The 22,744-nt window shown below is 67.8% G+C and carries 24 protein-coding genes and 1 tRNA gene; 15 read left to right on the top strand and 10 right to left on the bottom strand.

Translation table 11 applies throughout. From position 1 onward, the window contains the following. Positions 1–463: 463 nt before the first annotated feature. Entirely contained in the window at positions 464–730 is a 267-nt protein-coding gene (gene bufA2, locus CQW49_RS11535) for a BufA2 family periplasmic bufferin-type metallophore (protein ID WP_003614259.1), read from the top strand. Between the two features lie 232 nt (positions 731–962). On the opposite strand, the gene CQW49_RS11545 is transcribed toward bufA2, so the two are convergent. Further along, positions 963–1,457, bottom strand: coding sequence for a DUF4260 domain-containing protein (locus CQW49_RS11545; protein ID WP_003614257.1), 495 nt, complete (start codon positions 1,455–1,457; stop codon positions 963–965). A 90-nt stretch (positions 1,458–1,547) separates the two neighbouring features. Between CQW49_RS11545 and CQW49_RS11550 the strand changes: the two genes are divergently transcribed. After that, positions 1,548–2,453, top strand: coding sequence for a LysR family transcriptional regulator (locus CQW49_RS11550; RefSeq protein WP_040567272.1), 906 nt, complete (start codon positions 1,548–1,550; stop codon positions 2,451–2,453). Between the two features lie 78 nt (positions 2,454–2,531). Here CQW49_RS11550 and CQW49_RS11555 read toward each other — a convergent pair whose 3' ends face one another. Then, positions 2,532–3,431 (bottom strand): LysR family transcriptional regulator, encoded by a 900-nt coding sequence (locus CQW49_RS11555; RefSeq protein ID WP_003614252.1) that lies wholly within the window; start codon positions 3,429–3,431, stop codon positions 2,532–2,534. Between the two features lie 127 nt (positions 3,432–3,558). Between CQW49_RS11555 and CQW49_RS11560 the strand changes: the two genes are divergently transcribed. Together CQW49_RS11560 and CQW49_RS11565 are read left to right on the top strand one after the other, a co-directional pair. Continuing rightward, complete coding sequence (locus tag CQW49_RS11560; protein WP_003614250.1) at positions 3,559–4,023, top strand: nuclear transport factor 2 family protein; 465 nt, start codon at positions 3,559–3,561, stop codon at positions 4,021–4,023. Positions 4,024–4,091: 68 nt separating this feature from the next. Next, positions 4,092–4,793, top strand: a complete 702-nt coding sequence (locus tag CQW49_RS11565; RefSeq protein WP_003614248.1) for a pyridoxamine 5'-phosphate oxidase family protein — start codon at positions 4,092–4,094, stop codon at positions 4,791–4,793. Positions 4,794–4,938: 145 nt separating this feature from the next. On the opposite strand, the gene CQW49_RS11570 is transcribed toward CQW49_RS11565, so the two are convergent. From CQW49_RS11570 to CQW49_RS11580, 3 genes are all read right to left on the bottom strand, one after another. Further along, a complete protein-coding gene (locus CQW49_RS11570; RefSeq protein ID WP_003614246.1) occupies positions 4,939–5,664 on the bottom strand; it encodes a class I SAM-dependent methyltransferase in 726 nt (241 codons plus the stop codon). A 146-nt stretch (positions 5,665–5,810) separates the two neighbouring features. Continuing rightward, positions 5,811–5,887 (bottom strand) — tRNA-Arg (locus CQW49_RS11575). Positions 5,888–5,945: 58 nt separating this feature from the next. Then, entirely contained in the window at positions 5,946–7,166 is a 1,221-nt protein-coding gene (locus CQW49_RS11580; RefSeq protein WP_003614244.1) for a beta-ketoacyl-[acyl-carrier-protein] synthase family protein, read from the bottom strand. 274 nt (positions 7,167–7,440) lie between these two features. Here CQW49_RS11580 and CQW49_RS11585 point away from each other — a divergent pair, with 274 nt between their 5' ends. The 6 genes from CQW49_RS11585 to CQW49_RS11610 all read left to right on the top strand — a co-directional run bounded on the left by CQW49_RS11585 (position 7,441) and on the right by CQW49_RS11610 (position 14,203). Then, positions 7,441–8,364, top strand: coding sequence for a 50S ribosomal protein L11 methyltransferase (locus CQW49_RS11585; protein ID WP_003614242.1), 924 nt, complete (start codon positions 7,441–7,443; stop codon positions 8,362–8,364). 100 nt (positions 8,365–8,464) lie between these two features. Continuing rightward, entirely contained in the window at positions 8,465–9,964 is a 1,500-nt protein-coding gene (locus tag CQW49_RS11590; protein ID WP_003614241.1) for an NAD(P)/FAD-dependent oxidoreductase, read from the top strand. Continuing rightward, positions 9,965–10,408, top strand: a complete 444-nt coding sequence (locus tag CQW49_RS11595; RefSeq protein ID WP_003614239.1) for a GtrA family protein — start codon at positions 9,965–9,967, stop codon at positions 10,406–10,408. Then, positions 10,405–12,252 carry a hypothetical protein gene (locus CQW49_RS11600; protein ID WP_024749754.1) on the top strand — a complete coding sequence of 616 codons (1,848 nt, stop codon included), beginning with the start codon at positions 10,405–10,407 and terminating at the stop codon, positions 12,250–12,252. Before CQW49_RS11595 ends, CQW49_RS11600 begins: the two co-directional genes overlap by 4 nt. Before the next feature lie 39 nt (positions 12,253–12,291). Next, a complete protein-coding gene (locus tag CQW49_RS11605) occupies positions 12,292–13,281 on the top strand; it encodes a hypothetical protein (protein ID WP_003614069.1) in 990 nt (329 codons plus the stop codon). 10 nt (positions 13,282–13,291) lie between these two features. Next, entirely contained in the window at positions 13,292–14,203 is a 912-nt protein-coding gene (locus tag CQW49_RS11610) for a heparan-alpha-glucosaminide N-acetyltransferase (protein WP_003614067.1), read from the top strand. A 145-nt stretch (positions 14,204–14,348) separates the two neighbouring features. On the opposite strand, the gene CQW49_RS11615 is transcribed toward CQW49_RS11610, so the two are convergent. Continuing rightward, entirely contained in the window at positions 14,349–15,347 is a 999-nt protein-coding gene (locus tag CQW49_RS11615; RefSeq protein ID WP_003614065.1) for a hypothetical protein, read from the bottom strand. Positions 15,348–15,901: 554 nt separating this feature from the next. Between CQW49_RS11615 and CQW49_RS11620 the strand changes: the two genes are divergently transcribed. The 4 genes from CQW49_RS11620 (at position 15,902) to CQW49_RS11635 (ending at position 18,924) form a co-directional block, all read left to right on the top strand. Continuing rightward, a complete protein-coding gene (locus CQW49_RS11620; protein WP_003614063.1) occupies positions 15,902–16,165 on the top strand; it encodes a hypothetical protein in 264 nt (87 codons plus the stop codon). A 169-nt stretch (positions 16,166–16,334) separates the two neighbouring features. Then, positions 16,335–17,396 (top strand): tRNA (adenosine(37)-N6)-threonylcarbamoyltransferase complex transferase subunit TsaD, encoded by a 1,062-nt coding sequence (gene tsaD / locus CQW49_RS11625; protein WP_003614062.1) that lies wholly within the window; start codon positions 16,335–16,337, stop codon positions 17,394–17,396. Continuing rightward, entirely contained in the window at positions 17,396–17,938 is a 543-nt protein-coding gene (locus tag CQW49_RS11630) for a phospholipase D-like domain-containing protein (RefSeq protein ID WP_003614061.1), read from the top strand. The genes tsaD and CQW49_RS11630 overlap by 1 nt, the downstream gene beginning before the upstream one ends. Further along, entirely contained in the window at positions 17,935–18,924 is a 990-nt protein-coding gene (locus tag CQW49_RS11635; protein WP_003614060.1) for an NAD(P)H-dependent glycerol-3-phosphate dehydrogenase, read from the top strand. Before CQW49_RS11630 ends, CQW49_RS11635 begins: the two co-directional genes overlap by 4 nt. A gap of 22 nt (positions 18,925–18,946) precedes the next feature. Here the strand turns inward: CQW49_RS11635 and CQW49_RS11640 are convergent, their stop codons facing one another. Further along, positions 18,947–19,981, bottom strand: coding sequence for a DUF2865 domain-containing protein (locus tag CQW49_RS11640; RefSeq protein WP_003614059.1), 1,035 nt, complete (start codon positions 19,979–19,981; stop codon positions 18,947–18,949). A gap of 196 nt (positions 19,982–20,177) precedes the next feature. Between CQW49_RS11640 and CQW49_RS11645 the strand changes: the two genes are divergently transcribed. Then, on the top strand, positions 20,178–20,699 hold the full coding sequence (locus CQW49_RS11645; RefSeq protein WP_003614058.1) for a CreA family protein: 522 nt from the start codon (positions 20,178–20,180) through the stop codon (positions 20,697–20,699). A gap of 18 nt (positions 20,700–20,717) precedes the next feature. On the opposite strand, the gene CQW49_RS11650 is transcribed toward CQW49_RS11645, so the two are convergent. The 3 genes from CQW49_RS11650 to cydB form a co-directional block, all read right to left on the bottom strand. Continuing rightward, on the bottom strand, positions 20,718–21,044 hold the full coding sequence (locus tag CQW49_RS11650) for a hypothetical protein (RefSeq protein ID WP_003614057.1): 327 nt from the start codon (positions 21,042–21,044) through the stop codon (positions 20,718–20,720). Positions 21,045–21,146: 102 nt separating this feature from the next. Continuing rightward, positions 21,147–21,248 (bottom strand): cytochrome bd-I oxidase subunit CydX, encoded by a 102-nt coding sequence (gene cydX, locus CQW49_RS11655; RefSeq protein ID WP_003614056.1) that lies wholly within the window; start codon positions 21,246–21,248, stop codon positions 21,147–21,149. 228 nt (positions 21,249–21,476) lie between these two features. Further along, positions 21,477–22,619, bottom strand: coding sequence for a cytochrome d ubiquinol oxidase subunit II (gene cydB / locus CQW49_RS11660; RefSeq protein WP_003614054.1), 1,143 nt, complete (start codon positions 22,617–22,619; stop codon positions 21,477–21,479). Between the last annotated feature and the right edge of the window lie 125 nt (positions 22,620–22,744).

Genomic DNA, 22,744 nt, shown 5'->3' on the forward strand with positions numbered 1-22,744 from the left:
GCGCCCTTCGCCTGACCAAAGCGGCCGCCTCGGCTTGGCCGCGTCGCCGCTCTTCGCTCACAGGCGCCGGCGCGAACAGATCGAAATGGCGATTGGCGCCGGCGTGGATCAGATTGCCGTCGAAACGCGCCGACGCCGTCATGGCGTGTTGAAAGAGGCGGTTCGGACCGAGATCATAGCGCAGATGGTCGCTCTCGACCGACCAATCGGGCGAGAGCGCCCATTCGACGCCCGCGCCCACTGTCCTGAAAGGCGAGAAAATTGAAGCTCAGCGCGCCGCCAATGACGCGCTGACCGCTGATGATTCCGGCATAGATCGAGCCTCGTTGGGGCGGCGACACGTAGCAGGCGAACAATCTTCTCCTTGCGTGTAACCGTGCCGGCCCCGGAAGCGAAGAATGATCTGCGGTCCAATCTGGACCCGACACGTTCGATCGACGGACGAATTATCAAGGAGATCTCGATGAAGACCAAAGTCGTGTCCGGCGCGGCGCTCGCCGCGGCGACGATCGCGCTCGCGCTGAATGGCGCCGCGCCGAGCGCCGCGCTCGCCAAGGCCGCGCGAAAGCCGGTTCATTGCGCTGGCGTCAATTCCTGCAAAGGAATGAGCGCGTGCAAGACCGCGAGCAACTCCTGCAAGGGTATGAACTCCTGCAAGGGACAGGGGTGGATTTCCGCGAAATCGGCGAAGGCCTGCGAGGCCAAGGGCGGAACGGTCGCAGAGATGTAAATGATCCTGCGCGGTCGAAGGGATGTTCGGCTCGACCGCTTCGTGGCCGAGCCGGCGGCATATGTCGCCGGCTCTTTGCCGAGACGAAGAGTCGTGCGCGTCAAAGGGCGCTCTGACGCGCGGAGGCTGCGTCTTCGCGCGCGCTCGACCTTCGACGCGTCGACGCATGCTTCGCGGGAAGGTCGTCTTGCCGAGCTTCTGGGCGACATGGCGTCCGCCCTGCCGCCGCGAATTACCGACGCTCGAGCGCGGACGCGTCGCCGGCTATATCGTCGGCGGATTCGCGTCGGGCGAAGCGAGAAGTCGCAGGCGCGCCGAGATGAGTGAAGTCGAATCCCACCGGATATTTCAGGCCGAAGCCGAGCAGGCGGTCGAGGCCGATATGCGCGGCCCAGATCGCAGCGATCAGAAGGAACGTCGGCGAAGCGTCGAGACGCCACGCTGCCGCGACGAGCAGCGCTGGCCCCAGATAGCTGTGAATGGCGTTGTAGGCGAAAGCCCCAGCCTTTCGTCCAAAGAAATATGCGGCGATCGAAAGGTCGGGAACGAGAAGCAGAAGAACGAACATTCGCGAGCCGCCGCCGAGGAAGTCATATGCGCCGATCGCCGCGGCGAGCACGACGCCCCCTTCGAGGCGCAGCAGCAGCCGGACGGCGCCCGTCGTCACGCCGAGCGACACGGCGCGTTGCGAAAGCAGGAGTTCAGGCGATGATTCAGCGGTGGCCATGTTTCAACTCCATCGAAGCGCCGATAGGATCGGCGCGCGAGCGCATCAATGGAATTGAACAATCCCGTCTCTTCGTTGTACGATTTCGTCATGATCGAAGCAGACATCGACTGGACGCTTTGGCGGAGCTTTCTGGCGATTGTTCGGGAAGGCAGCCTCGCCGGCGCCGCGCGGGCGCTGCGCGTGTCGCATCCGACCATCCGTCGCCATCTCGAGGCGCTCGAGACAAGGCTGAAGACGCCTTTGTTCACACGCTCGCCGTCCGGCCTCGAGCCGACCGCCGTCGCGCTCGACCTGCGACCGGTCGCCGAAGCCATGGAAGCGTCGAGCCGCGCTCTCCTTCGCCGCGCCTTATCGGAGCGCGACGAGCTCGCCGGGGTCGTGCGCTTGACCGCGAGCGACGTCGTAGCGGTGGAGGTTCTCCCTCGACTGCTCGCGCCGCTGCGAAGCCGCCATCCACGCCTTTCCTTCGAGATTCATCCGAGCAACCGCATCGAGGATATTTTGCGCGGCGATGCGGATATCGCCTTGCGCATGACGCGCCCGCGCCAGAAAAATCTGATCGCCCAACATATCGCCGGCGTCGAGATCGGCCTCTTCGCCACGAAGTCGCTTGTCGATTCTCTGCCGAATGTTCCCGCGACGCTCGCCGAAGCTGTCGCCTCCGGCTGGATGATCGGCTACGACCGCAAGACGGCGATCATCGAGGCGATGGAGCCTCTCGGCGTCGAGGCGAAGCGCGAGGATTTTCATATCCGGTCCGATGATGATCTCGCTCATCTCGCCGCCGTGCGCGCGGGCCTCGGCATGGGCTTCATACAGGCGCCGCTCGCGCTGCGGACGCCCGATCTCATCCGCATGCTGCCGGAATTGAAGCTCGACATGGAGCTGTGGCTGGCCGTGCATCCCCAGCTCATCGGCGTTCCGCGGATCGCGGCGACCATGAAAGCGCTGAAGCCCGGGCTGAAGCGCTTCAGCCGAATCGGCGTCGTGTGATGCTCGAAACGCCTTTCGCGCGGCGCCTCGAGCGACGGTGACGGGATAGATTCGCCCGGCCGCCTCGGCGGGCGAGCATCAGAAATCGACAAAAGTCCATTCGCATTCGCGCGCCGCGAGGTCGATCAGCGATCGCACTTTCGCCGACAGCAGCCTTGCGCTCGGATAGACGAAATGGATCGGCAGCGGCGTCGGCTCATAATCGACGAGCACGACTGCGAGCCTCCCGGCGCGGACCAGCTCGATGATCTGATAGCCGGCTGCGATGGTCAGTCCGCCATTGTTCTCCGCATGCCAGATCGCCGCCTCGGCGCTATTCGTCACATAGGCGGGCGCCGCGTCGATGTCGAAGCGTTCGCCGTCCGACCAGAAGCGCCAGCGGCCGGCCGAGGTCAGGGATGTGCAGGAAATCAGCCGATGCCGCTCGAGATCGGCCGGCGTCGTCGGCGCGCCTCTCGCCTCGAGATAGGCCGGAGAGCCGACGACGACCCGCCGCGTCGCCCCCATTCTGCGCGCGACCAGCGCCGAATCGGACAAATGGCCGATGCGCAGAGCGAGATCGAATCCTTCCTCGACGAGATCGACGAAGCGGTCAGAGAGCGATAGCTCGACCGAAAGCTGCGGATGCGCGTTCATATAACGGCCGATCAGCGGCCCTATATGCATGCGACCGAACATCAGCGGCGCGGACAGGCTCAGCCGTCCTCTCGGCGCGCTGCGCTCGTTCTCCGCGACGCGCTCGGCCTCCTCGAGATCGGCGACGATCCGCCGGGCGCGCTCGAGAAAGCGCGCGCCCGCATCCGTCAGGCCGACGGAGCGGGTCGTTCGCTGCAGAAGCCGCACGCCGAGCCGCTCCTCGAGCGCGGCGACGAGGCGCGTCACCAGCGACGCCGAGACGCCGAGGCTTCGAGCCGCCGGCGCGAAGCCCTTGTGGTCGACGACCGCGATGAAGGCCGTGATCGTGTCGAAGCGGTCCATCGGATTGCTGCGCCCGCCGCAACGATGTCGTGCCGGGAAAGGCGATTATCGTTTCGGTCGCCATCTATCATTTTCCGAGCGACAGGCAAGACGCCTCGTTCGCCTGCGCCGATCGGAGGAGGAAATCATGACGAGACCGCCGCTGCCGCCTTTCACCGCCGAAACCGCCGCCCAGAAACTGCGCCTCGCCGAGGACGCCTGGAACAGTCGCGATCCGCAGCGCGTCGCGCAGGCCTATTCGATCGACAGCCGCTGGCGCAATCGCGCCGAATTCATCGTCGGCCGCGATTCGATCGAGGCCTTTCTCGAGCGCAAATGGTCGCGAGAGCTGGAGTATCGGCTCATCAAGGAGCTATGGGCGTTCCGCGAGAATCGGATCGCCGTCCGCTTCGCCTATGAATGGCGTGACGACAGCGGGAATTGGTTTCGCTCTTACGGCAATGAAAATTGGGAGTTCGACGAGCAGGGACTCATGCGCCTGCGCATCGCCAGCATCAACGACGTTCCGATCTCCGCCGCCGATCGGAAATTTCATTGGCCGCTCGGCAGACGTCCGGACGATCATCCGGGCTTGAGCGATCTCGGCCTCTGACGGGGAGCGGACTCCGACGCTGGTGGACAAGAGCGCGCCTGAAGGCCCGCTTCGGAAACGATCGGCAAATGCGAGGCGCGCTCGAACTGTCGCGCTATCTCGACCAAAGCTACAGCCTCGTCGACTGCTGCGCCCGCTCCCTCGACTCCGCGAAGGAATCGATCATGGACAATCGAAGCCCCAACAGCGACATCGCCTTCACCGAGACGGTGAAGCAGCTCCAGCGCCGCAATGGCTCGCGCGACGCCTACGCCAAAATGGAGACGCACGGCTGGCAGAACCGCATCACCCCGCAACTGGCGGCGTTCATCGCTCGGCAGAACAGCTTCTACCTCGCGACCGTGAACGCCGAAGGACAACCCTATATCCAGCACCGCGGCGGGCCGCGCGGCTTCCTCAGGCCGATCGACGAGCACATATTGGCGATGGCCGATTTCAGAGGCAACCGTCAGTTCATCTCGCAAGGCAATCTGCTCGAGAGCCGCAAGGCGTTCATTTTTCTGATGGACTATGCGAACCGCCGCCGCATCAAGATCTGGGGCGAGGCCTCGATGGTGGAAGGAGACGACGCCTTGCTCCGATCCGTGACGCCAGACGGCTATGCGGCGTCGCCCGAGCGCGTGCTTTTGTTCAGGGTGTCGGTCTGGGACGCCAACTGCCCTCAGCACATTCCCCGCAAGATCGACGCCGACGAGGTCGACGATCTGCTAGCGAAGCGGGATCGGCGCATCGCCGAGCTCGAAGCGCTGGTGGAACAGTTGCGGCGCTGAATTTCATCTCTCGGCGATGAAAGCGAACAGCGGGTCGACAGCCACAGGCTCCCGGAGCGTCGCCTCCGGCTCGCCATTCGACGGCGGTCGGCGCCTATAGTGTTCAGGAACGGCGCCCGTGAAGATGAAACCGAGAACGGCTATATCATTGCGGAGCCTTTGTAATCTCCGAAGCAGCTCCGCTCGCTGAGGCGACCCAACCGCGGAACGAGAAGCCGGCATAGAAAAGCGCAAGGTCGACGAAGCCGGCCTCACGCAGCAGCGCCTCGTCTTCAGCAGCCGGCACGACAGGCAGCCGCGCGGCCATCGAGGCGGCAGACGCGGCCGCTTTCGCCGGATCGACGCCGCTGCGATCGGCAAACGCCACCGACCTCGCCAGCCAGCGTTCTGCGTTACCATCGTCCGCGGAGCTATGGTGCGCCACCACCAGAAATCCACCTGCTCGAAGCCGCCGATGAATCTCCTTCAGCGTCCAAAGCCGCTCCGACTTTGCCAAGAAATGCAATGTGAGCAGGCATGTTGCGCCGTCGAACGGCCCCGAAGGCACACTGTCGATGTAGCCTTGCAACAATTCAGCGCGATCCCCGAACGGCTCGATGGTCCGGCGGGCCAGTTCGAGCATCTCGGCCGAGGGATCGACACCGATGAAAGTCCAGGCCGATTGCGCTTCTGCCAGCGCCTTCAATTCTGCCCCGCCGCCCGCCCCGACGACGAGGATTTTGGCGGCCTCGGGCGCCCTCTCGCTCAGAAGGAGCATCGCCATGCGATGTAAATCCGCCAAGCCCGGCACCTTGCGAAGCGTCTCGCTGGCATAGTCCGACACGAAGGCCGGGTTTGAGAACGGTAGATGCGCTCGAGGATCCTCGTTCATGATGCCCTTTTTGAAGACGTTTTCTTCGCATCTCTGATGCAGGAAGCTGGAACGGTGGATCAAGGCGATCGGCTCTCAGCACCGGCCAGGCGACCGGCAACTCTCCAGCGCCCCCGAAAAAGTGACGGCGTGATAGGCTGAGATTTTGGCGCACCCGGCACGATTCGAACGTGCGGCCTCCACCTTCGGAGGGTGGCGCTCTATCCAGCTGAGCTACGGGTGCAGCGATACGCTCTCTCTCACTACCTCGAGCGCGCGTCATTCGCAATCGCGACGTCGCGTCAGAGTCGTTTCACCACCAGAACCGCATTGATCCCGCCGAAGGCGAAGGAATTCGACATGGCCGCCCGGATCGGCGTGCGGCGCGCCTCGTGCGCCACCGGGTCGATCGGGCATTTGGGGTCGGGCCCTTTGAAATTGATCGTCGGCGGCGCGATTCCCTCCTGCATCGCGAAGATGGTCGAGACGAGCTCGAGCCCGCCGCTCGCGCCCAGCGCATGGCCATGGATGGGCTTGGTCGAGGACACTGGCAAGCTGCGGCCGCGCTCGCCGAAGACGCGCAGGATCGCTTCCGATTCGGTGATGTCGTTGGCGTAGGTGCCGGTGCCATGGGCGTTGAGATAATCGACGTCGTCGGGCTCGAGCCCGGCGTCGGCGAGCGCCTGCGCCATGGCGGTGGAGGGACCCTCGACATTGGGGCGCAGCGGGTCGAAAGCGTCGCTGGTCGTCCCATAGCCGGCGAGCTCGCACAAAGGCTCATGGCCGCGCGCCTCGGCCGCCGCCAGCGTCTCCAGCACGAACACGGCGGCGCCCTCGCCGAGCGTCATGCCGTTGCGGCCGATCGAGAAGGGCCGGCAGAGGTCCGGCGTCAGCACGCGCAGCACCTCCCAGGTGCGGAGCGAGCCGTTGATGACCGCGGCCTCGGCGCCTCCGACGATGGCCCGGTCGACCGCCCCCGAGCGCACGAGCTGCAGGCCGACGCCGATCGCCTGTGTCGCCGAGGAGCAGGCGCTCGCGATGGTGAAGGTCGGGCCGTTGCAGGAAAAGCGCATGCCGAGCATGGTCGGCGCGGCGGAGGGGATCAGCCGCGGCACCGTCAGCGGATCGGCGCGCTCGTTCAGCGCATAGGCTTTATAGGCCTCGTCGTCGATGGTCTTGGAGCCGCCGATGCCGCTGCCGATGACAACCGCGGTGCGCGGCCCGGCGATGTCCTTGCGGGCGAAGCCCGCCTGCGCCATCGCCTCGTCGGCGGCGGTCACCGCATATTGGGTGAACGGATCGCAGAAGGGCAGAATCTCCGGCTCGAGATGGGCGAGAGGATCGAAATCGGGAACCTGGGCGGCGATCTTGATGCGGCCGCCATAGGGCCGCTCCAGCTTCAGCGGGCGGATCTGGCTGCGCCCCTCGCGCGCGGCGGCCCACAAGGTCTGCGCGCCGAGCCCGGCCGCCGACACCGCCCCCATTCCCGCAATCACCACGCGCCTCTGGTTCGTCTCCGCCATTGCAACGCTCTCGTTCGCCCCAGCCTGATGGCCGACCGGCCGGCCGAGCCGACGATAACCCGTTTTGACCGCCTGCGGCGGCTCATGCAAGCGCGCGGCCGCATTTTCCCCGGAAAGGAGCGCGGCAATCGGCCACACGCGCCCGACGGGATGACGACGCCGCGCGCCCGTGCTAGAGCGCTTTCCGATCGAACGTTCGATCGATCAGAATTCGCTCAAACGAAAGAATGTCGGGGCTTTTCCGATCGGATCGGATAAGCTCCGAGCGCCCGACATGCTCGAAGGACTCCCGCCCAACAACGCCAGCCATGGCCTGCGCCTCGTCACCAGCGAGACGCGCGCCCGCGCCGTCGCCGATCTTCTCGTCGAGACCTTCGATCCGGCCGAGACCGCCGCCGCCGCTTTCGAGGAGCCGGACGGCGCCGCCTGGGCGGTGGAGGTGTTCTTCGCCGCCGCGCCCGATGAAGCCGGCGTGCGCGCGCTGATCGCCGCGGCGGCCGGCGCGGAGGTCGCGGCCGCGGCGCAATTCTTCGAAATTTCGCAGAAAGACTGGGTCGGCGCCTCGCTCGCGGGACTGAAGCCGGTGCGCGCCGGGCGCTTTCTCGTGCATGGCGCCCATGATCGCGCCGCCGTCGCCGTCAATGACATCGGCCTCGAGATCGAGGCGGCGCTCGCCTTCGGCACCGGCCATCACGGCACCACGCTCGGCTGCCTGCGCGCCCTCGCCGATATCTGCAATCGCCGCCGGCCGGCCGCCGTTCTCGATGTCGGCACGGGCACCGGCGTGCTCGCCATCGCCGCCGCGCGGCTCTTGCGGGCGCGCGTCGCCTGTGGCGACGCCGACCCGGTCGCCGTCGCCGTGGCGCGCGAGAACGCTCGCGCCAATGGCGTCGGCGCGCTCGCGCGGCCGGTGATCGCGCTCGGCGTGCGCCACCCGAGCCTTTCGCCGGCGCGCTACGATCTCATCCTCGCCAATATTCTGGCGAGACCCTTGCGCCTGCTCGCGCCTTCGCTCGCGTCCGTCGCCGCCGACGAGGCGGAGCTGGTCCTCTCGGGCCTCCTCGCCCGCGACGTCGCCGGCGTGCTCGCCGCCTATCGCGCGCAGGGCTTCGCGCTGGCGCGGCGACGCGACATCGACGGCTGGGCGACGCTGATCCTGCGCCGCGGCGGAGCGGCGGCTCGCCCGGCGCGAGCGTAACAGCGAATTAACCACCCCTCGCCATAGTGCCCCTACGCACCGGGAGCTTCGCTTCATCGCGCGGCCGCCGGACCGGCGTGTGCGTTTTCTCAGGGCCGACATGGACGAGATCATCGAAACGATCGTCATCGGCGCCGGGCCTGCCGGGCTCACGGGCGCCTATACGCTGGCCAAGCACGGCCGCGACGTCCTCGTCCTCGAGCAGGACGAGACCTATGTCGGCGGCATCAGCCGCACTGCGAGCCACAAGGGCTTTCTGTTCGACATCGGCGGACATCGCTTTTTTTCGAAGTCGAAGGAGATCGTCGATCTCTGGAACGAGCTCCTTCCTGATGATTTTCTCGACCGGCCGCGCCTCTCGCGCATCTATTATCGCGAGAAATTCTACGCCTATCCGCTGAAGGCCTTCGAGGCTTTGAAGAATCTCGGCGTCGTCGAGAGCGCGCTCTGCGTCGCCTCCTACGCCTACGCCAAGGCCTTTCCGGTGCAGGAGCCGCGCTCCTTCCATCAATGGGTGCGCAATCAGTTCGGCGAGCGCCTGTTCGGCATCTTCTTCAAGACCTACACCGAGAAGGTGTGGGGCATGAGCTGCGACGACATCTCCGCCGATTGGGCGGCGCAGCGCATCAAGGGATTGAGCCTCGGCGCCGCGGTGATCGACGGGCTGAAGCGCTCGCTGCGCCGCGGCAAGCGCGTCGCCTCCGCCGGCGCGGCGAAGACGCTGATCGAATCCTTCCGCTATCCGCGCCGCGGGCCCGGCATGATGTGGGAGGCCGCCGCGCGCAAGATGCAGAAGCTCGGCGGGCGGCTGCTGATGGGCCGCAAGGTCGAGGCGCTCGCCTATGACGAGAGCGCGCGCCTGTGGACCGTCTCGGTCGCCTGCGCCGACGGGACGAAGGAAAGCCATCGCGCGCGGCACATCCTCTCCTCGGCGCCGCTGCGCGAGGTGATGAATGCGATCGAGCCCAAGCCGCTGTCGCTGTTCAACGCGCGCGCGCTCTCTTATCGCGACTTCCTCACCGTCGTGCTGATCGGCCGGCCGCAGAAGGAGCTGCCCGATAATTGGGTCTATATTCACGACCCGTCGGTGAAGGTCGGACGCGTGCAGAATTTCAAATCCTGGTCGCCGGAGATGATCGCCGACGGCGTCTCCACCTGTCTCGGCCTCGAATATTTCTGCTTCGAGGGCGATGGGCTGTGGAACGCGGCGGATGCGGATCTCGTCGCGCTCGCCAAGGCGGAGATCGGCAAGATCGGTCTGATGAACGCAGCGGATGTCTATGACGCCTGCGTCGTGCGCCAGCCCAAGGCCTATCCCGTCTATGACGAGAGCTATGCGGAGAATGTGAAGGCGGTAAGGCTCGAGATCGCGACGCGCTTTCCGACGCTGCATCCGATCGGCCGCAACGGCATGCACAAATACAATAATCAGGATCATGCGATGATGACCGGCATGCTGACCGCGCTCAACATCGTCGCCGGCCGCGCCGTCTATGACGTCTGGGGCGTGAACGAGGACGCCGAATATACCGAGCAGGGCGTCTCCGGCGCGCAGGAAGCGCTCGCCAGCGAGCGTCTCACGCCGAAAAGGGTCGCCTGAATGCGCGCGCTCGTCACCCTTTCGGGCGCCGTTCCGCGTGTGATCGGCGACCTCTTCAAATATGGCCTCGCCAGCGTCGCGGCGCTGGCGCTGGATTATTCGCTGCTGCTCACCTGCCATCGCGCCTTCGGCCTCTCTTATCCGATCGCCGCGGCCATCGGCTTCTCGAGCGGCCTCGCGCTCGTCTATCTGCTCAGCATCTGGTTCGTGTTCGAGGATCGGCGCAGCGTGCGGCCGAGCCTCGAATTCTCCGCCTTCATGGCCATCGGCCTCGCCGGCCTGCTGATCACCGAAACCTTGATGCATCTGTTCATCGAATATTTCGGGCTCGTGCCGGAGCTCGCGAAGCTACCGACCTCGGGCTTCGTCTTCCTGTTCAATTTCGTCGTGCGCCGCGGCCTCTTGTTCTCGCGACCCGCGCTGCGGGCGCGCGCGTCTGCGTGAGCGCCGCGGCGTTCGAGCAGGCGGCGCCACGCGCGCGGGTCGCGCGCTTTCCGCTGTGGCCGGCGATCGTCGCCGCCGCGCTCGGCTCGGCGCTGCTCACCCTCCCCCGCGCCCGCGCGGTGTGGAGCGCCGGCGAGTTCTATGATTCCGACGACGCCATGCGCGCCGTGCAAGTGCGCGATTGGCTCGCCGGCCAGTCTTGGTTCGACATGAACGCCTATCGCGTCGATCCGCCCGCCGCGGTCTTCATGCATTGGACGCGGATCGTCGATGTTCCGCTCGCCGCGCTCGATCTCTTCTTCGGCCTGTTTCTCTCGCCCGAGACGGCCGAGCGGGCGACACGCCTCGCCTTTCCGCTCATCTGCCTCATCGCGCTGCTCGCGCTCGCGGCGTGGACCGCGCGCGCGCTGCGAGGCGAGCCTGAAGGCTCGCGGTCCACAGCCGCACTGGAGCGCGAGCCTCGCGGGTCGCAAAATGCCGCCGCCTTCCTCGCCGTCTGGCTGATCTTCCTCTCCGCTCCCGGCTTCGGGCAATTCGCGCCGGGACGCATCGATCATCATGCGCCGCAGATTCTGCTGCTGATGGCGACGATCGGCCTCGCGTCGAGAGGCTTCGATCCCGCGACGCCGCGCGCGCTCTTCATCGCCGCCGCCTCCATGGCGCTCTCCTGCGCCGTCAGCCTCGAGAACCTGCCCTTCTTCATCGTGCTAATCGCCGCGGTCGCGCTGCTCTTCGTGCAGGAGGGGGCGCGCGCGAAGACGCGCATCCTCTGCTTCGCGCTCGGGCTGCTGTTCTTCTTTCCGCTGTGCTTCGCAGCGGTCGTCGCGCCATCGCGCTATGCGCTCTTCACCTGCGACGCCTTTTCGGCCGCGCAGCTCTGCCCAGTGCTGCTCGGCGCTGCGGGCCTCGGCGCGCTCGCGCTCGCTTCGCCGCGCCTCGTCACGGCGAAGGCCCGCGCCGTCGGCGTCGCCCTCGTCGGCGCGATGGCGCTGGCGACGATCCAGCTGACGGCGCCGCAGTGCTTCGGTCATCCGCTCGGCGTGCTCGATCCGCTGCTGCGCGATCTGTGGCTTTCGCATGTGACCGAGGCCAAGCCGTTGCTCGCCGTCGCCGATGATCCGGCGACGTTGGCGGCGACCGCCGCGCCCGTGCTCGCCGGCCTCGCCGCGGCGCTCGCCCTCGCCTTTCGCGCGCAAGGCGTCGCCCGCCGGCGCTGGGCGGTTCTGGCCGCGACGATCGTCACCGGCTTCGCTGCGGCGCTGTGGCAGATTCGCGTCGTCTCATCGGTGACGCCGCTCGCCATGGTCGCGCTCGCTTGCGCCATCGCGGCGGCGACGCGGACGCTGCGCGCCTCGGCGCTGCTGCGCGGTCTCGCCGCCACCGTCGCCGCGCTCGCGGTCTCGCCCATGGGGCTCGCGCTGGCCCTGCATTCGGATCGCGAGGCGGCGCCGAAGCCCAATGGCCGCGCCTGCCTCGAGAGCGCCGCGCTGGCGCCGCTCGCCACGCTCGCGCCGGCGCGCATCGCCGCGCCGATCGATATGGGCGCGCATCTCCTCGCCTTCACGCCGCATTCGGTGTTCGCCGCGCCCTATCACCGCGACAATCACGGCGGCCGCATCGTCGTCGACGCCTTTCTCGCGCCGCCGGCCGAAGCCGAGGCGCTGCTGCGCGCGGCCGGGGCCGATCTGCTGCTGTGGTGCGGCGGCGGCGAGACCGCCGAGGCGCTGCAAGCGCGCGCCGGCCTCGCGGCGGCGCTGGCGCGCGGCGAGACGCCGGCAGGGCTCGCGGAAATTCCGCTCGGCGCGACGCCCGTCCGTGTTTTCGCCTTGCGGCCGGCGCAATAAGATCGCGCCCTCATTCTGGTCCGCCCGCACAGGAATCCCATGCTGTCCCGTCCCATCGACCGCCGCCGCCTGCTCGTCGCCGCGTCGGGCCTCGCGCTCACGAAGAGCGCCTTCGCCGAAGCTCCGCACGAGGCGGAGGACGATCTGCAAGTACGGATCGAGAACAAATCCGCGCCGGAGCTCTGCGCCGAGAAGGACAATATCGAGCTCGATTTCGTCTCGCCGCGCGTGCGCGCCATGCGCGTGCAGGCGATCCATCCCTCCTATATCGGCATGATCGGCTCCGATCGCTGGGCGCCCGACTGGACGAGCTGCGATCTCTCGCATGATCCGAAATTCGCCGCCGACGCGCGCCGCCTCACCTTCTGGGAGACGCCGGAGTTCTGGCTGGTCGGCTACACCTTCCCCTCTTTCTGGCGGCCGAACGACGTGCCGATACGCGTCGGCGACCGGGTCGAGAAGGGCTTTCACCTCGTGCAATTGTGGATGCTCTATCGCGAGCGCGCCGAGGAGATCCTCGTCTTCTATCCGCCGGACGGCTATTGGCGCGCACGGCCCCTGCCCTTCGAGGACATGCGCTGGACCGCCTATGGCTCGTCCTTCCTCATCGGGCCCGTCGAGACGCAGGAGCGCCCGATCGTCGCGCTGCAGTCCGTCATCTTCGATCCGCAGACGCGCAGCTTCACGCTGAGCTTCAAGCGCGGCGGCGAGGCGCGGCTGCGAATCGCCTCGATCGATCAAGACCGCATCGTGCTCGATGTCTCCTATAGCGACGCCATGCCGGACAATCTGCCCTTCGCCTCGCTGCGCTCGATGTACACGACGCAGTCGATGAGCGACGCCGCTCTGGTCGCCTGGCGCGCCAAGCGCGGCAATGGCTGGCAGGAATCGCCGGTGATCGGCTTTCGCGGCGCGCCGGCGACAGAAATCTGGGTCGGCCGGCACATGCCCTCGCGGCACAATCTCTCGGCGCCGGACATGGTGTTCGGTCGTTTCCGCGCCGCGGCGACGACGGCGAGCGGCAAATGACGGCGGTCCGATGACGCGGCCGCGGCTCCTCGCGCTCGATGTCGCGCGCGGCCTCGCCGTCGTCGCGATGATCGTCTTTCATCTGACCTGGGATCTCGGCCATTTTCATTACATCGATCCCGGCATTCCCTTTACGTCGGCGTTCAAGCTGTTCGGCCACGCCATCGCCGTGACCTTTCTGTTCGTCGCTGGCGTCTCGCTCGCTCTGGCGCATCGGGTCTTTCGCCCGCGCGCCTATTGGCGCCGGCTCGCGCTGATCGCCGGGGCGGCGCTGCTGGTCACCGCCGCGACCGCGATCGCTTTTCCTTCGAGCTTCGTGTTCTTCGGCATTCTGCATTGCATCGCCGCGGCGAGCCTCGTCGCTCTGCCGTTTCTGTTTCTGTCGGCGCCGGCGGCGCTCGTCGCCGGGGCGGCGCTCGTCGCCGCGCCTCTGGTCGCGAGCGGCTCTTTCTTCGACGCGCCCTTGTGGTGGTGGAGCGGGCTCTCGACCTTCGAGCCTCTGACCAATGATTATCGTCCGCTCACGCCCTGGGCGGGCGTTCTGCTCTTCGGTCTCGGCGCGGCGAAGCTGGCGCGATGGGAGGCGGGCGCCGCGCCCGCCGCGACGCGGCCGGGCGCGGCGATGCGCGGCTTCGGCTGGCTCGGACGCCACAGCCTCGCGCTCTATCTGCTCCATCAGCCGGCGCTGTTCGCCGGCTTTTCCGCGCTCGCATTGCTTCTGCCGCAGGAGCGGCCGGCGAGCTTCGTCGAGGCCTGCGTCGCGCAATGCGTCGTCTCGGGCGCGCGCGCGGAGACATGCCGCAACGCCTGCGACTGCACGGCGCGCGAGATCGAGCGGCAGGACGCGCTCGTCGGCGCCGCGAGCGAGGCCGAGAGGCGGAGCCGGATCGACGCCGTCGCCCGCGCCTGCGTCTCGCGCTAGGTCGATCGTTCGACTGCGTCACGAAAAGCCGGGCCGCCGTCATCGCGACGAGCGCAGCGACGAAGCAAGAAAGGGGTCGCCCCGCGGCGCTGGATTGCTTCGCTCCGCTCGCAATGACGGCCCCAGCTCTCGCGTTGCAGTCGAATTAGCGCGGCGATAGATGCGACAGCCGGAAGAAGGCCGAAACGAGCTTCACCAGCAAGCCGACGAAGCCCGAGCCGCCATAGAGCGAGCCCTTGTTGAGCTGCGCATAGACATAGGCCGCCGCCTGCGAGCGGTTGGTCATCTCGCAGACGAGCACGCCCTCGCGCGCGCGGATCGACTCCAGCAGAATTCCCGTCGCGGCGATCCATTCGCCCCAGGTCGCGCGCAGGCCGGTCTCGCCATCCGAAGCGGCGCCGGCGGCGGGGAGCTTCCCGACGTCCTCGTCGTCCGGATGGCAGCGGCTGGTCGGACGCAGCTTCGAGTCGATATTGGCGGTGGCGGCGATCACATTGCCGAGAGCGAAATCGCGGCTCTCGCCCGGCGCCAGCCGCTCGCGCCACACCATGGTGCGGCCGGAGAGGCAGAGCACCGCGAAGGGCGAGCGCTCGTCGAGCGCGCCGGTCGAGTAGACGTAAGGCGCGCGCGCCCAGCTCATCGTGGAGGCGTCGCAGGGGACGGAGCGGATCGCCACATCGGCCGAGGAGCAGAGATAGGCCGGCTGCAGGAACTTCAGCGACGGCGCGCCTTCGCGCGCGAGCTCGGCGAGGTCGATCTTCTCGACCACATTGCCGTCGCCGGCCGACAGCAGAATCTGCCGCTGACGGGCGATGGCGACGACGCGATTGAGCCGCACGTCGCCGCCCCCGCAGAAGATTTGCAGGAACGCCCGCGCTTCATGGGCGAGCGGCGAGCGCTTCGGCAGAGGATGCGGACTCTGCCGCGGAATGGTCTTCACGCCGGGCCAGCGGCAGACCGAACGATTGGGGCGATCGAAGAAAGCGCTCTGGGGGCCGAGGGTGACGACGAGGCCCTCGGCGCCGTCGAGCAGGCGGAAATCGCTCTCGCCCTCGGCGAGCCGTAGACGATCCGGACCGAAGAAGGGGTTGTCGGCGATGGTTCGAAGGCCGAGATCGAGCAAATAAGTCGGTGAGAGATACATGCGAGACGATCCCTTTCCCCGCCGAATGGCGGAAGCAGCAGAGGCTTTGCGTGGGATTGGCGGCTCCGAGTATGGATAGAGCCGATGACAGCAAGATCAAGCTTCAGCGCGCGGCGATCGAGGCGCGCCATACGTGGTCCTCTCTCTTCTCCAATTGATCGACGCGAGCCGTTCGTCGCGTGGCGTTCCCGACAGGACGACCCCGCCGCAACCTGCGGCTTGCCAAAAATGTCGTGATACGATATTTATTTCATCGTATCACGATGTGTCGTCGAACGCCCTGTCGGCGATTCGTCGTTGAAAGAAACGCATGCTCGGCGCAGCCGCCGCACTCACCCTCTCGGCGGCCAAAAAAACAAACAGCGAGCGAGTGTGCGTGTCCGGGACGTCGCGTCTCGATCGAGTGGCGTCATCTTCGGCGTCGAGGCGCGACCTCGGCCGATCGGGCCGTCTTGGCGCACCCCGCAGGCGCTGAAGGCGGTCCGGTCGCGACCGCTCGACGGCGCCGTCATGGGTCGCCGGAATCTATTCGTCGCAACTGGAGGAACTCGAACATGATGACACGCCTCATGCTCTCCGCCGCCTTGGTTTTCGCCGCCGCGAACGCCGGCGCCGCCCCTTCCCACGGGCGCGACATCGGAAGCGTCTCGCCCCGCCTCGTCCAAAAGACGAGCTGCGATATGAACAAAGACGACCAGCAGGCCCGCTGCATGGAGTCCTGCGACGAAGTCTGGATCAAGGCGACGCAGGCCTATAACGCCAGCATCGACAAGGCCAAGATCGAGAAGAAGTCCTGCGAAGCCAAATGCGGCTGCTGATCCACGGGCGGATCGCGTTGCGCCGACGAAGGCCGGCGCGTCCGCCCGCAACGCGAGAGGAGGAGTGGGCGCCGCCCATTTGCATTGCTGGCGCGCGCCTATAGTTTGGGGTCGTTTTCGCCCCGGCGGGCCGGCCGATTCGGCCCGTCCCGCGATCCCAGGACCACCCATGCGCGTGCTCGGCATCGAAACCACCTGCGACGAGACGGCGGTCGCCATCGTCGCCTCGCGCATCGGCGGCGACGGCGGCGACATCCTGTCCAATGAGGTGATGAGCCAGATCGCCCAGCACGCCGCCTATGGCGGCGTCGTGCCGGAGATCGCCGCCCGCGCCCATATTGACGTGCTCGACCGTCTCATCGCCCGCGCCCTCGCCAACGCCGGCCTCGACATTTCCGGCCTCGACGCTATCGCCGCCTCGGCCGGGCCGGGGCTCATCGGGGGCATATTGGTCGGCCTCACCGCCGCCAAGGCGCTCGCGCTCGCCGCCGACAAGCCGTTCATCGCCGTCAATCACCTCGAGGCGCATGCGCTCACCGGCCGCCTCACCGAGCGGCTCGACTTTCCTTATCTCGCTCTGCTCGTCTCCGGCGGGCACACCCAGCTCGTCGCCGTGCTCGGCGTCGACGACTATCGCCGCCTCGGCTCCACCGTCGACGACGCCGCTGGCGAAGCCTTCGACAAGGTGGCGAAAATGCTCGGGCTTCCCTATCCCGGCGGCCCGCAGGTCGAGCGCGCCGCCGAAGCCGGCGACGAGCGCCGCTTCGATTTCCCGCGTCCGATGTTCGGGCGCCCCGGCGCCGATTTCTCGCTCTCCGGCCTCAAGACCGCGGTGCGGCAAGAGATCGCGCGCATCGGGACGCCGACCGAGCGTGACATCGCCGATCTTGCCGCCTCGTTCCAGGCCGCCATCGTCGATGTGATCGTCGATCGCGTCCGCTCCGGGCTGCGCCTCTTCGCCGAGGGCGGCGGACGGCCTAACGGCCTCGTCATCGGCGGCGGCGTCGGCGCCAATGGCGCGATCCGCCGCGCGCTGACGCGGCTCTGCGCCGAGACCGGTTTGCGTTTCGTCATGCCGCCGCCGGCGCTCTGCTCCGACAATGGCGCCGTCGTCGCCTGGGCCGGGCTCGAGCGCTTCGCCCGCGGCCTCACCAACGACCTCGATTTCGCCGCGCGTCCGCGCTGGCCGCTCGACGCCGAGGCCAGCAAGCTGCATCACGGCAAGGCGTGATGAATCGGCTGGTTCTCGCGGCCGCTGCGACGCTCTATATCCCGCCGCCGGCCGGGCCGCTGGCGCAGGAGCCGCTGGTCGCCGCCGTGCGCGTATTCTATGGGCCGAGCGACGGCTTCGACGCGATCGACGCCCGCCTCATCGCCGGCGCGAAGACATCGATCGACATGGCGGCCTATGTGCTCACCGACCGCGCCGTGGTCGCGGCGCTCGGCGCGGCCGCCATGCGCGGCGTGCGCGTGCGCGTCTATATCGACGGCGAGGAGAGCGGCCGCGCCCGTTCCGCCGCCGACGCCATCGCCGCGGCCCCCAATGTGCAGATCCGCCGCAAGGGCCGCTCGCGCGATCTGATGCACCTGAAATCCTACGCGGTGGATGGGCGCGTGCTGCGCAGCGGCTCGGCCAATTTTTCCGTCTCCGGCGCGGAATATCAGGACAACGACCTCATATTGATCGAGAGCCGGGCGGCGGTCGCGCAATTTTCCGCGACCTTCGAGCGGCTGTGGGCGCGCGCCGACAATCAGAAGATCGGATCGAGATGACGCAAGCGAGAATCGCCGTGCTCGGCGCCGGCGCCTGGGGCACGGCGCTCGCCAATGTCGCCGCGACCGGCCGATCGGGCGTCGTGCTCTGGGGCCATCGGCCGGAGCATGTCGCGGCGCTGGCGCGCGAGCGCGAGAACCGCGCCGCTCTGCCCGGCCTGCCGCTCGCCGCCGGCGTTGCGCCCAGCGCCGACCTCGCGAGCGTCGCCGCGGCCTCCGTGCTGCTCGGCGTCGTTCCGGCGCAGGCGATGCGCGAGGTCGTGCGGCGCTTGGCGCCGCATGTCTCGCCGGGCGCCGTCTTCATCATCTGCGCCAAGGGGATCGAGCGCGGCACGCGCCGCTTCATGAGCGAGGTCGTCGCCGAGGAGCTGCCGCAGGCTCAGATCGCCGTTCTCTCCGGCCCGAGCTTCGCCGCCGACGTCTGCCGCGGCCTGCCGACCGCGGTCACGCTCGCGGCCGAGGATGAGGAGCTGGCGCGACGGCTCTGCGAGCTATTGTCGACGCGCAGCTTCCGGCTCTATCGCTCCACTGATCTGCGCGGCGTCGAGCTCGGCGGCGCGGCGAAGAATGTGCTGGCCATCGCCGCCGGCATGGCCGAGGGCCGCGCGCTCGGCGCCAGCGCCCGGGCCGCGCTGATCGCCCGCGGCTTCGCCGAGCTGATGCGCCTCGGCAAGAGCTTCGGCGTGCGGCAGGAGACGCTGATGGGCCTCTCCGGCCTCGGCGATCTGGTGCTCACCTGCGGCTCGGCGCAATCGCGCAATTTCGCGCTCGGCGCGGCTCTGGCGAGCGGCGAGGCGCCGCTGGCGGCGACGCATGGCAAGCTCGCCGAAGGCGCCTTCACCGCCGCCGCTCTGGTGGAGATGGCGAGGGAGCGCGGCGTGGAGATTCCGATCGCCGAGGCGGTCGACGCCATTCTGACGGGCCGCATCGACGTCGATCAGGCGATCGAGGCGCTGCTGATGCGGCCGTTGAAGGCGGAGGCATGAAGCGCGCCCTTTTCGGCGAATGTCACAGCATCGGCGCGACGACGCGCACGCGCCGCTTCACGCCGTCGGCGCCCACCACCTCGCGATAAGTCTCGCGGGCGCGGTGCGGAGTCGGCTCGCTCGCCGGCGTCGGCCGCGGGGCCGGCGTGGCGAGCGGACGAGACAGCTGCTCGGCGCGCTCCGCGGTGACGACCTCGTCCTTGTTCTTCTCGGCGAGAATGCGCTCGGCCTCCTCCAGCGTCTCCGCCCAGCTCTTTCCCGGCGCCTTGCAGCTACAAGCGGGGTCGAAGCTCTTGGCGAATTTCAACGCGTTCGGATGCTCGCTATAGGGCTTGCCCTCCAGCGAGACGGCCTGGTCCAATTCGCGCCAGGGCGAGCGCGTGTAGAGCTCGACCTCGGTATTGGGACATTGCGCCTTGCACAGCTCGGACAGCGCCTCGAGATTGGCCCGCCGCGCCGAATAGCTGAGCGGGAAAAAGCCGCCGTCGCAGGCGCGCACGCAGATGGCCGTCGAGCCGCCGAGGCCGTGCCGCGTCTGGCTCTCCTCGTCCTCCTCGCGGCTCCGCGGATCCTCGCGCATCGGCTGCGGCTCCTCCTCCTGCTCGCCGAAGAGATCGTCTAGGAAGGTGCGCGGGCGCGCGGCGACGCGCTGGCGGCATTGCTGGTCGTAGCGCGCCATCAGCGCCTGGCGCTGGCCGTCGCCGCCGGCGCGCATCAACTGGCCGAGATTGGCCTGCATCTGCGCGATGCGGCGATGGATGACGCCGCATTGGGGCGGCGGCGCGTCGCCGAAGAACAGAAACTGCTGGCGATCGCAGCCGATGGAGCGGCCATAGGCCGCGGTGCGGTCGATCTCCTGCTGCTGCTTCGCCGCCGCGGCGCGATAGCGCGCCGCCCCCGGCGCGGCGCCGGCGTTAGCGATCTGCGCGCGCAGCCCGTCGCAATAGGCGTTCTGCCCGCGCGCGGGGGTGGCGGCGACAGCCGCCAGCGCCAGCGACGCGGCGAAGAGGGCGGCGCGAGGCCCGGCCCCGCATCTCGTCGTATCATTCCGCGCCATCGGGTCTTTTCGCGCTTTCGGACAGGGACGAAGGAGAGCCGGACGAAGCCGAAACCGTCGCGAGCGCGACTATATCGAACATATCGCCCCGCCGATCAATTCGCACGCGGAATTGACGCGAGCTTCTTGTCGCGAACAAGGCGCGTCACGACATTGGCGAGGGGAATGTCCCGAGCGTCCCGAAGGAGCGCGCATAATGAAGCCGTCCAATTTCCTGCCGCCCGCCCTCGTCGCCATCGGCCTTTGCGCCGGCGTGGCGGCGCCCGCCCTCGCCAACGGGCCCGACCTCATCTTTCGCAAGTCGACGGATTTCAAGCTGCTGACCCCCAACGACAAGCTCGCGACCTATGTGCTGGACGATCCCGACATAGACGGGGTCGCCTGCTATTACACGGTCCATGAGAAGGGCGGCGTCGCCGGAATGTTCGGCGTGGCGGAGCAGACCTCCGACGTGTCGCTGGCCTGCCGGCAATATGGTCCGGTCGCCATCAAGGAGAAATTCGGCCAGGGCGACGAAGTGTTCAGCGAGCGCCGCTCGGTGCTGTGGAAACGCCTGCATATCGTGCGCGGCTGCGACGCCAAACGCAATGCGCTCGTCTACATGGCCTATTCCGACCGGCTGATCGAAGGCTCGCCGGAGAATTCCACCTCCAGCGTGCCGATCCAGCCCTGGGGCGCGGCGGGAGAGCCGGTCCGTTGCGGCGAGTTTCTCAAATGAGGCCGGGCGCGGCCCCGCTCATTCGCCGCAGGTGACGATGGCGGAGTCGGCGTCGAGGCTGGCCGAGGCGGCGCCGACCGAGCCGGTGATGTCGTCGGCGCGGCCATAGGCCTGCGCCGGCCCGTGGCCATGCGCCTCGCACCAGGAATCGGCGACCGCCTTGCCGCAGCCCTTCTTCTGGGTGAGGCATTCGACGAGCGCATAGCCGTCATGGCCGGGAAGGATATAGACGCCCCGCGCGTCCTCGGCGCGCGAGGAGCCGTGCGAGGCCGCGAGCAGCAGTCCGGCGAGCAGCGGCGCGGCGATCCGCGGCAGAATGAAGCGGGGAAATTCGAGCGGGAGCATGACCAATGGCCTCTCGCGCGGGCGCTCATTCGCCTCGCCGCGCGAGAGCCAACTTACGCTTTTCGCAGTAAAGGCCGGGTTAACCCGGGGCCTTTGCGAGCCTCATTTCTCGTCGCTGTAATCTTCGAGCTCCAGCCACATGGCGTTGATGACGCCGAAGGCGCAGGCGAGGCCGAGGCCGAGAATCCAAGAGAAATACCACATTGCAGGCTCCTTGCGGGTCAATCGGGCAGGTCGGTAGCAGGGCAATCGGGTGAAGGATCAAATCCCCAGCCCTCGTCCTGAGGAGCCGCCGCAGGCGGCGTCTCGAAGGGCGGCCGCGGGGCGCAAATCAAAGGTTCCGCCCCGTTGCCGTCCTTCGAGACGCCCGCTTCGCGGGCTCCTCAGGACGAGGGTGATGGGGCTGTCGTCCTTCACCCGACGCCCCTGGGGTCAGTAGGGGTGATCGTCCTCGTCGCCGGCCATCGCCGCCTCGGAGACGGTCCCTCGCAGCACGCTGTAGATCCAGGCGGTGTAGACGAGCACAATCGGCAGGAAGACGATCACCGCGCCGAGCATCAGGCCGAGCGTCCGCTCGCTCGACGACGCGTCCCACAGGGTGAGGCTGTGGTTGGGCTCGAGCGACGACGGCAGCAGGAACGGGAACAGGGTGAAGCCCGCAGTGGCGACGACGCCCGCCACGGCGATGCTCGAGCCGATGAAGGCGACGAGCGGCGCGAAAAAGATGGTGAGAAGCGCAACCGCCGCGCCGAACAATCCGGCGACGGGCGCCGCCAGGGTCCAGGGCCGCGCCTCATAAGCGGCGCGCCAAGCGCCCGCCTCGCGCGCGACGGTCTTCACGAGGGGCGTGGAGGGGCCATTCGAATCGATGACGCTCGTCACCACATAGCCGTCGACGCTCTGCATCCCCCAATAGCCGGCGAAGGTGAAGGCCGCGAGCATGACGAGCGCCGCGACGACGCCGGAGATCTTGGCGCGATGGGCGACGGCGCCGTCGGTCTTCAGAGCGAGCCAGGCGGCGCCCTGCATCGCGATCATCGCCAGCGAGACGAGGCCGCAGAGCAGAGCGAAAGGCGACAGGAGGCCGAGGAGATTTCCCTCATAGATGATGTTCATCCGCTCGTCGAAGCGAAATGGCGCGCCGAGCAGAACATTGCCGAAGGCGACGCCGAACAGCAGCGCCGGGACGAGGCCCGAGGCGAAGAAGATCCAGTCCCAGGCGCCGCGCCAGCGGGCGGACTCGCGCTTGCTGCGATAGACGATCGCCGCCGGTCGCAGCACGAGGCCGAGCAGCACCAGGAACATGGCGAGATAAAAGCCCGAGAAGGAGACGGCGTAGAGCTGGGGAAAGGCCGCGAAGATCGCGCCGCCGCCGAGGATCAGCCAGACCTGATTGCCCTCCCACACCGGGCCGATCGCATTGAGCGTCACGCGCCGCTGCTGATCGGTTCGCGCGACCAAGGGATGGAGGACGGCGACGCCGAGGTCGAAGCCGTCGAAAACGGCGAAACCGGCGAGCAGAGTTCCGAGCAGGGCCCACCAGACGAGCCGCAGAAGTTCATAGTCGATCGGCATGTCGAGGTCTCCTCGCAGCTTGGTGGCTGCGGCTGATGCGATTTATCCGTCCCTCCCCCTCCCCCGCTGCGCGGGAGAGGGGGCGGCGGGCCGAATCTTTCCCTCTCCCGCGATGCGGGAGAGGA

The organism is Methylosinus trichosporium OB3b, assembly GCF_002752655.1.
Lineage (GTDB): Bacteria > Pseudomonadota > Alphaproteobacteria > Rhizobiales > Beijerinckiaceae > Methylosinus > Methylosinus trichosporium.

Excerpts from the sequence above, each read along its gene's own strand:
- CQW49_RS11590 (WP_003614241.1), top strand. The coding sequence starts at position 8,465 with ATGGACGAGATCATCGAAACGATCGTCATCGGCGCCGGGCCTGCCGGG.
- CQW49_RS11585 (WP_003614242.1), top strand. The coding sequence starts at position 7,441 with ATGCTCGAAGGACTCCCGCCCAACAACGCCAGCCATGGCCTGCGCCTC.
- CQW49_RS11595 (WP_003614239.1), top strand. The coding sequence starts at position 9,965 with ATGCGCGCGCTCGTCACCCTTTCGGGCGCCGTTCCGCGTGTGATCGGC.
- CQW49_RS11645 (WP_003614058.1), top strand. The coding sequence starts at position 20,178 with ATGAAGCCGTCCAATTTCCTGCCGCCCGCCCTCGTCGCCATCGGCCTT.
- CQW49_RS11555 (WP_003614252.1), bottom strand. The coding sequence starts at position 3,431 with ATGGACCGCTTCGACACGATCACGGCCTTCATCGCGGTCGTCGACCAC.
- CQW49_RS11565 (WP_003614248.1), top strand. The coding sequence starts at position 4,092 with ATGCGAGGCGCGCTCGAACTGTCGCGCTATCTCGACCAAAGCTACAGC.
- CQW49_RS11610 (WP_003614067.1), top strand. The coding sequence starts at position 13,292 with ATGACGCGGCCGCGGCTCCTCGCGCTCGATGTCGCGCGCGGCCTCGCC.
- cydX (WP_003614056.1), bottom strand. The coding sequence starts at position 21,248 with ATGTGGTATTTCTCTTGGATTCTCGGCCTCGGCCTCGCCTGCGCCTTC.
- CQW49_RS11580 (WP_003614244.1), bottom strand. The coding sequence starts at position 7,166 with ATGGCGGAGACGAACCAGAGGCGCGTGGTGATTGCGGGAATGGGGGCG.
- CQW49_RS11615 (WP_003614065.1), bottom strand. The coding sequence starts at position 15,347 with ATGTATCTCTCACCGACTTATTTGCTCGATCTCGGCCTTCGAACCATC.
- CQW49_RS11635 (WP_003614060.1), top strand. The coding sequence starts at position 17,935 with ATGACGCAAGCGAGAATCGCCGTGCTCGGCGCCGGCGCCTGGGGCACG.
- CQW49_RS11560 (WP_003614250.1), top strand. The coding sequence starts at position 3,559 with ATGACGAGACCGCCGCTGCCGCCTTTCACCGCCGAAACCGCCGCCCAG.
- CQW49_RS11620 (WP_003614063.1), top strand. The coding sequence starts at position 15,902 with ATGATGACACGCCTCATGCTCTCCGCCGCCTTGGTTTTCGCCGCCGCG.
- CQW49_RS11640 (WP_003614059.1), bottom strand. The coding sequence starts at position 19,981 with ATGGCGCGGAATGATACGACGAGATGCGGGGCCGGGCCTCGCGCCGCC.
- tsaD (WP_003614062.1), top strand. The coding sequence starts at position 16,335 with ATGCGCGTGCTCGGCATCGAAACCACCTGCGACGAGACGGCGGTCGCC.
- CQW49_RS11605 (WP_003614069.1), top strand. The coding sequence starts at position 12,292 with ATGCTGTCCCGTCCCATCGACCGCCGCCGCCTGCTCGTCGCCGCGTCG.
- cydB (WP_003614054.1), bottom strand. The coding sequence starts at position 22,619 with ATGCCGATCGACTATGAACTTCTGCGGCTCGTCTGGTGGGCCCTGCTC.
- CQW49_RS11550 (WP_040567272.1), top strand. The coding sequence starts at position 1,548 with ATGATCGAAGCAGACATCGACTGGACGCTTTGGCGGAGCTTTCTGGCG.
- CQW49_RS11570 (WP_003614246.1), bottom strand. The coding sequence starts at position 5,664 with ATGAACGAGGATCCTCGAGCGCATCTACCGTTCTCAAACCCGGCCTTC.
- bufA2 (WP_003614259.1), top strand. The coding sequence starts at position 464 with ATGAAGACCAAAGTCGTGTCCGGCGCGGCGCTCGCCGCGGCGACGATC.
- CQW49_RS11545 (WP_003614257.1), bottom strand. The coding sequence starts at position 1,457 with ATGGCCACCGCTGAATCATCGCCTGAACTCCTGCTTTCGCAACGCGCC.
- CQW49_RS11630 (WP_003614061.1), top strand. The coding sequence starts at position 17,396 with ATGAATCGGCTGGTTCTCGCGGCCGCTGCGACGCTCTATATCCCGCCG.
- CQW49_RS11650 (WP_003614057.1), bottom strand. The coding sequence starts at position 21,044 with ATGCTCCCGCTCGAATTTCCCCGCTTCATTCTGCCGCGGATCGCCGCG.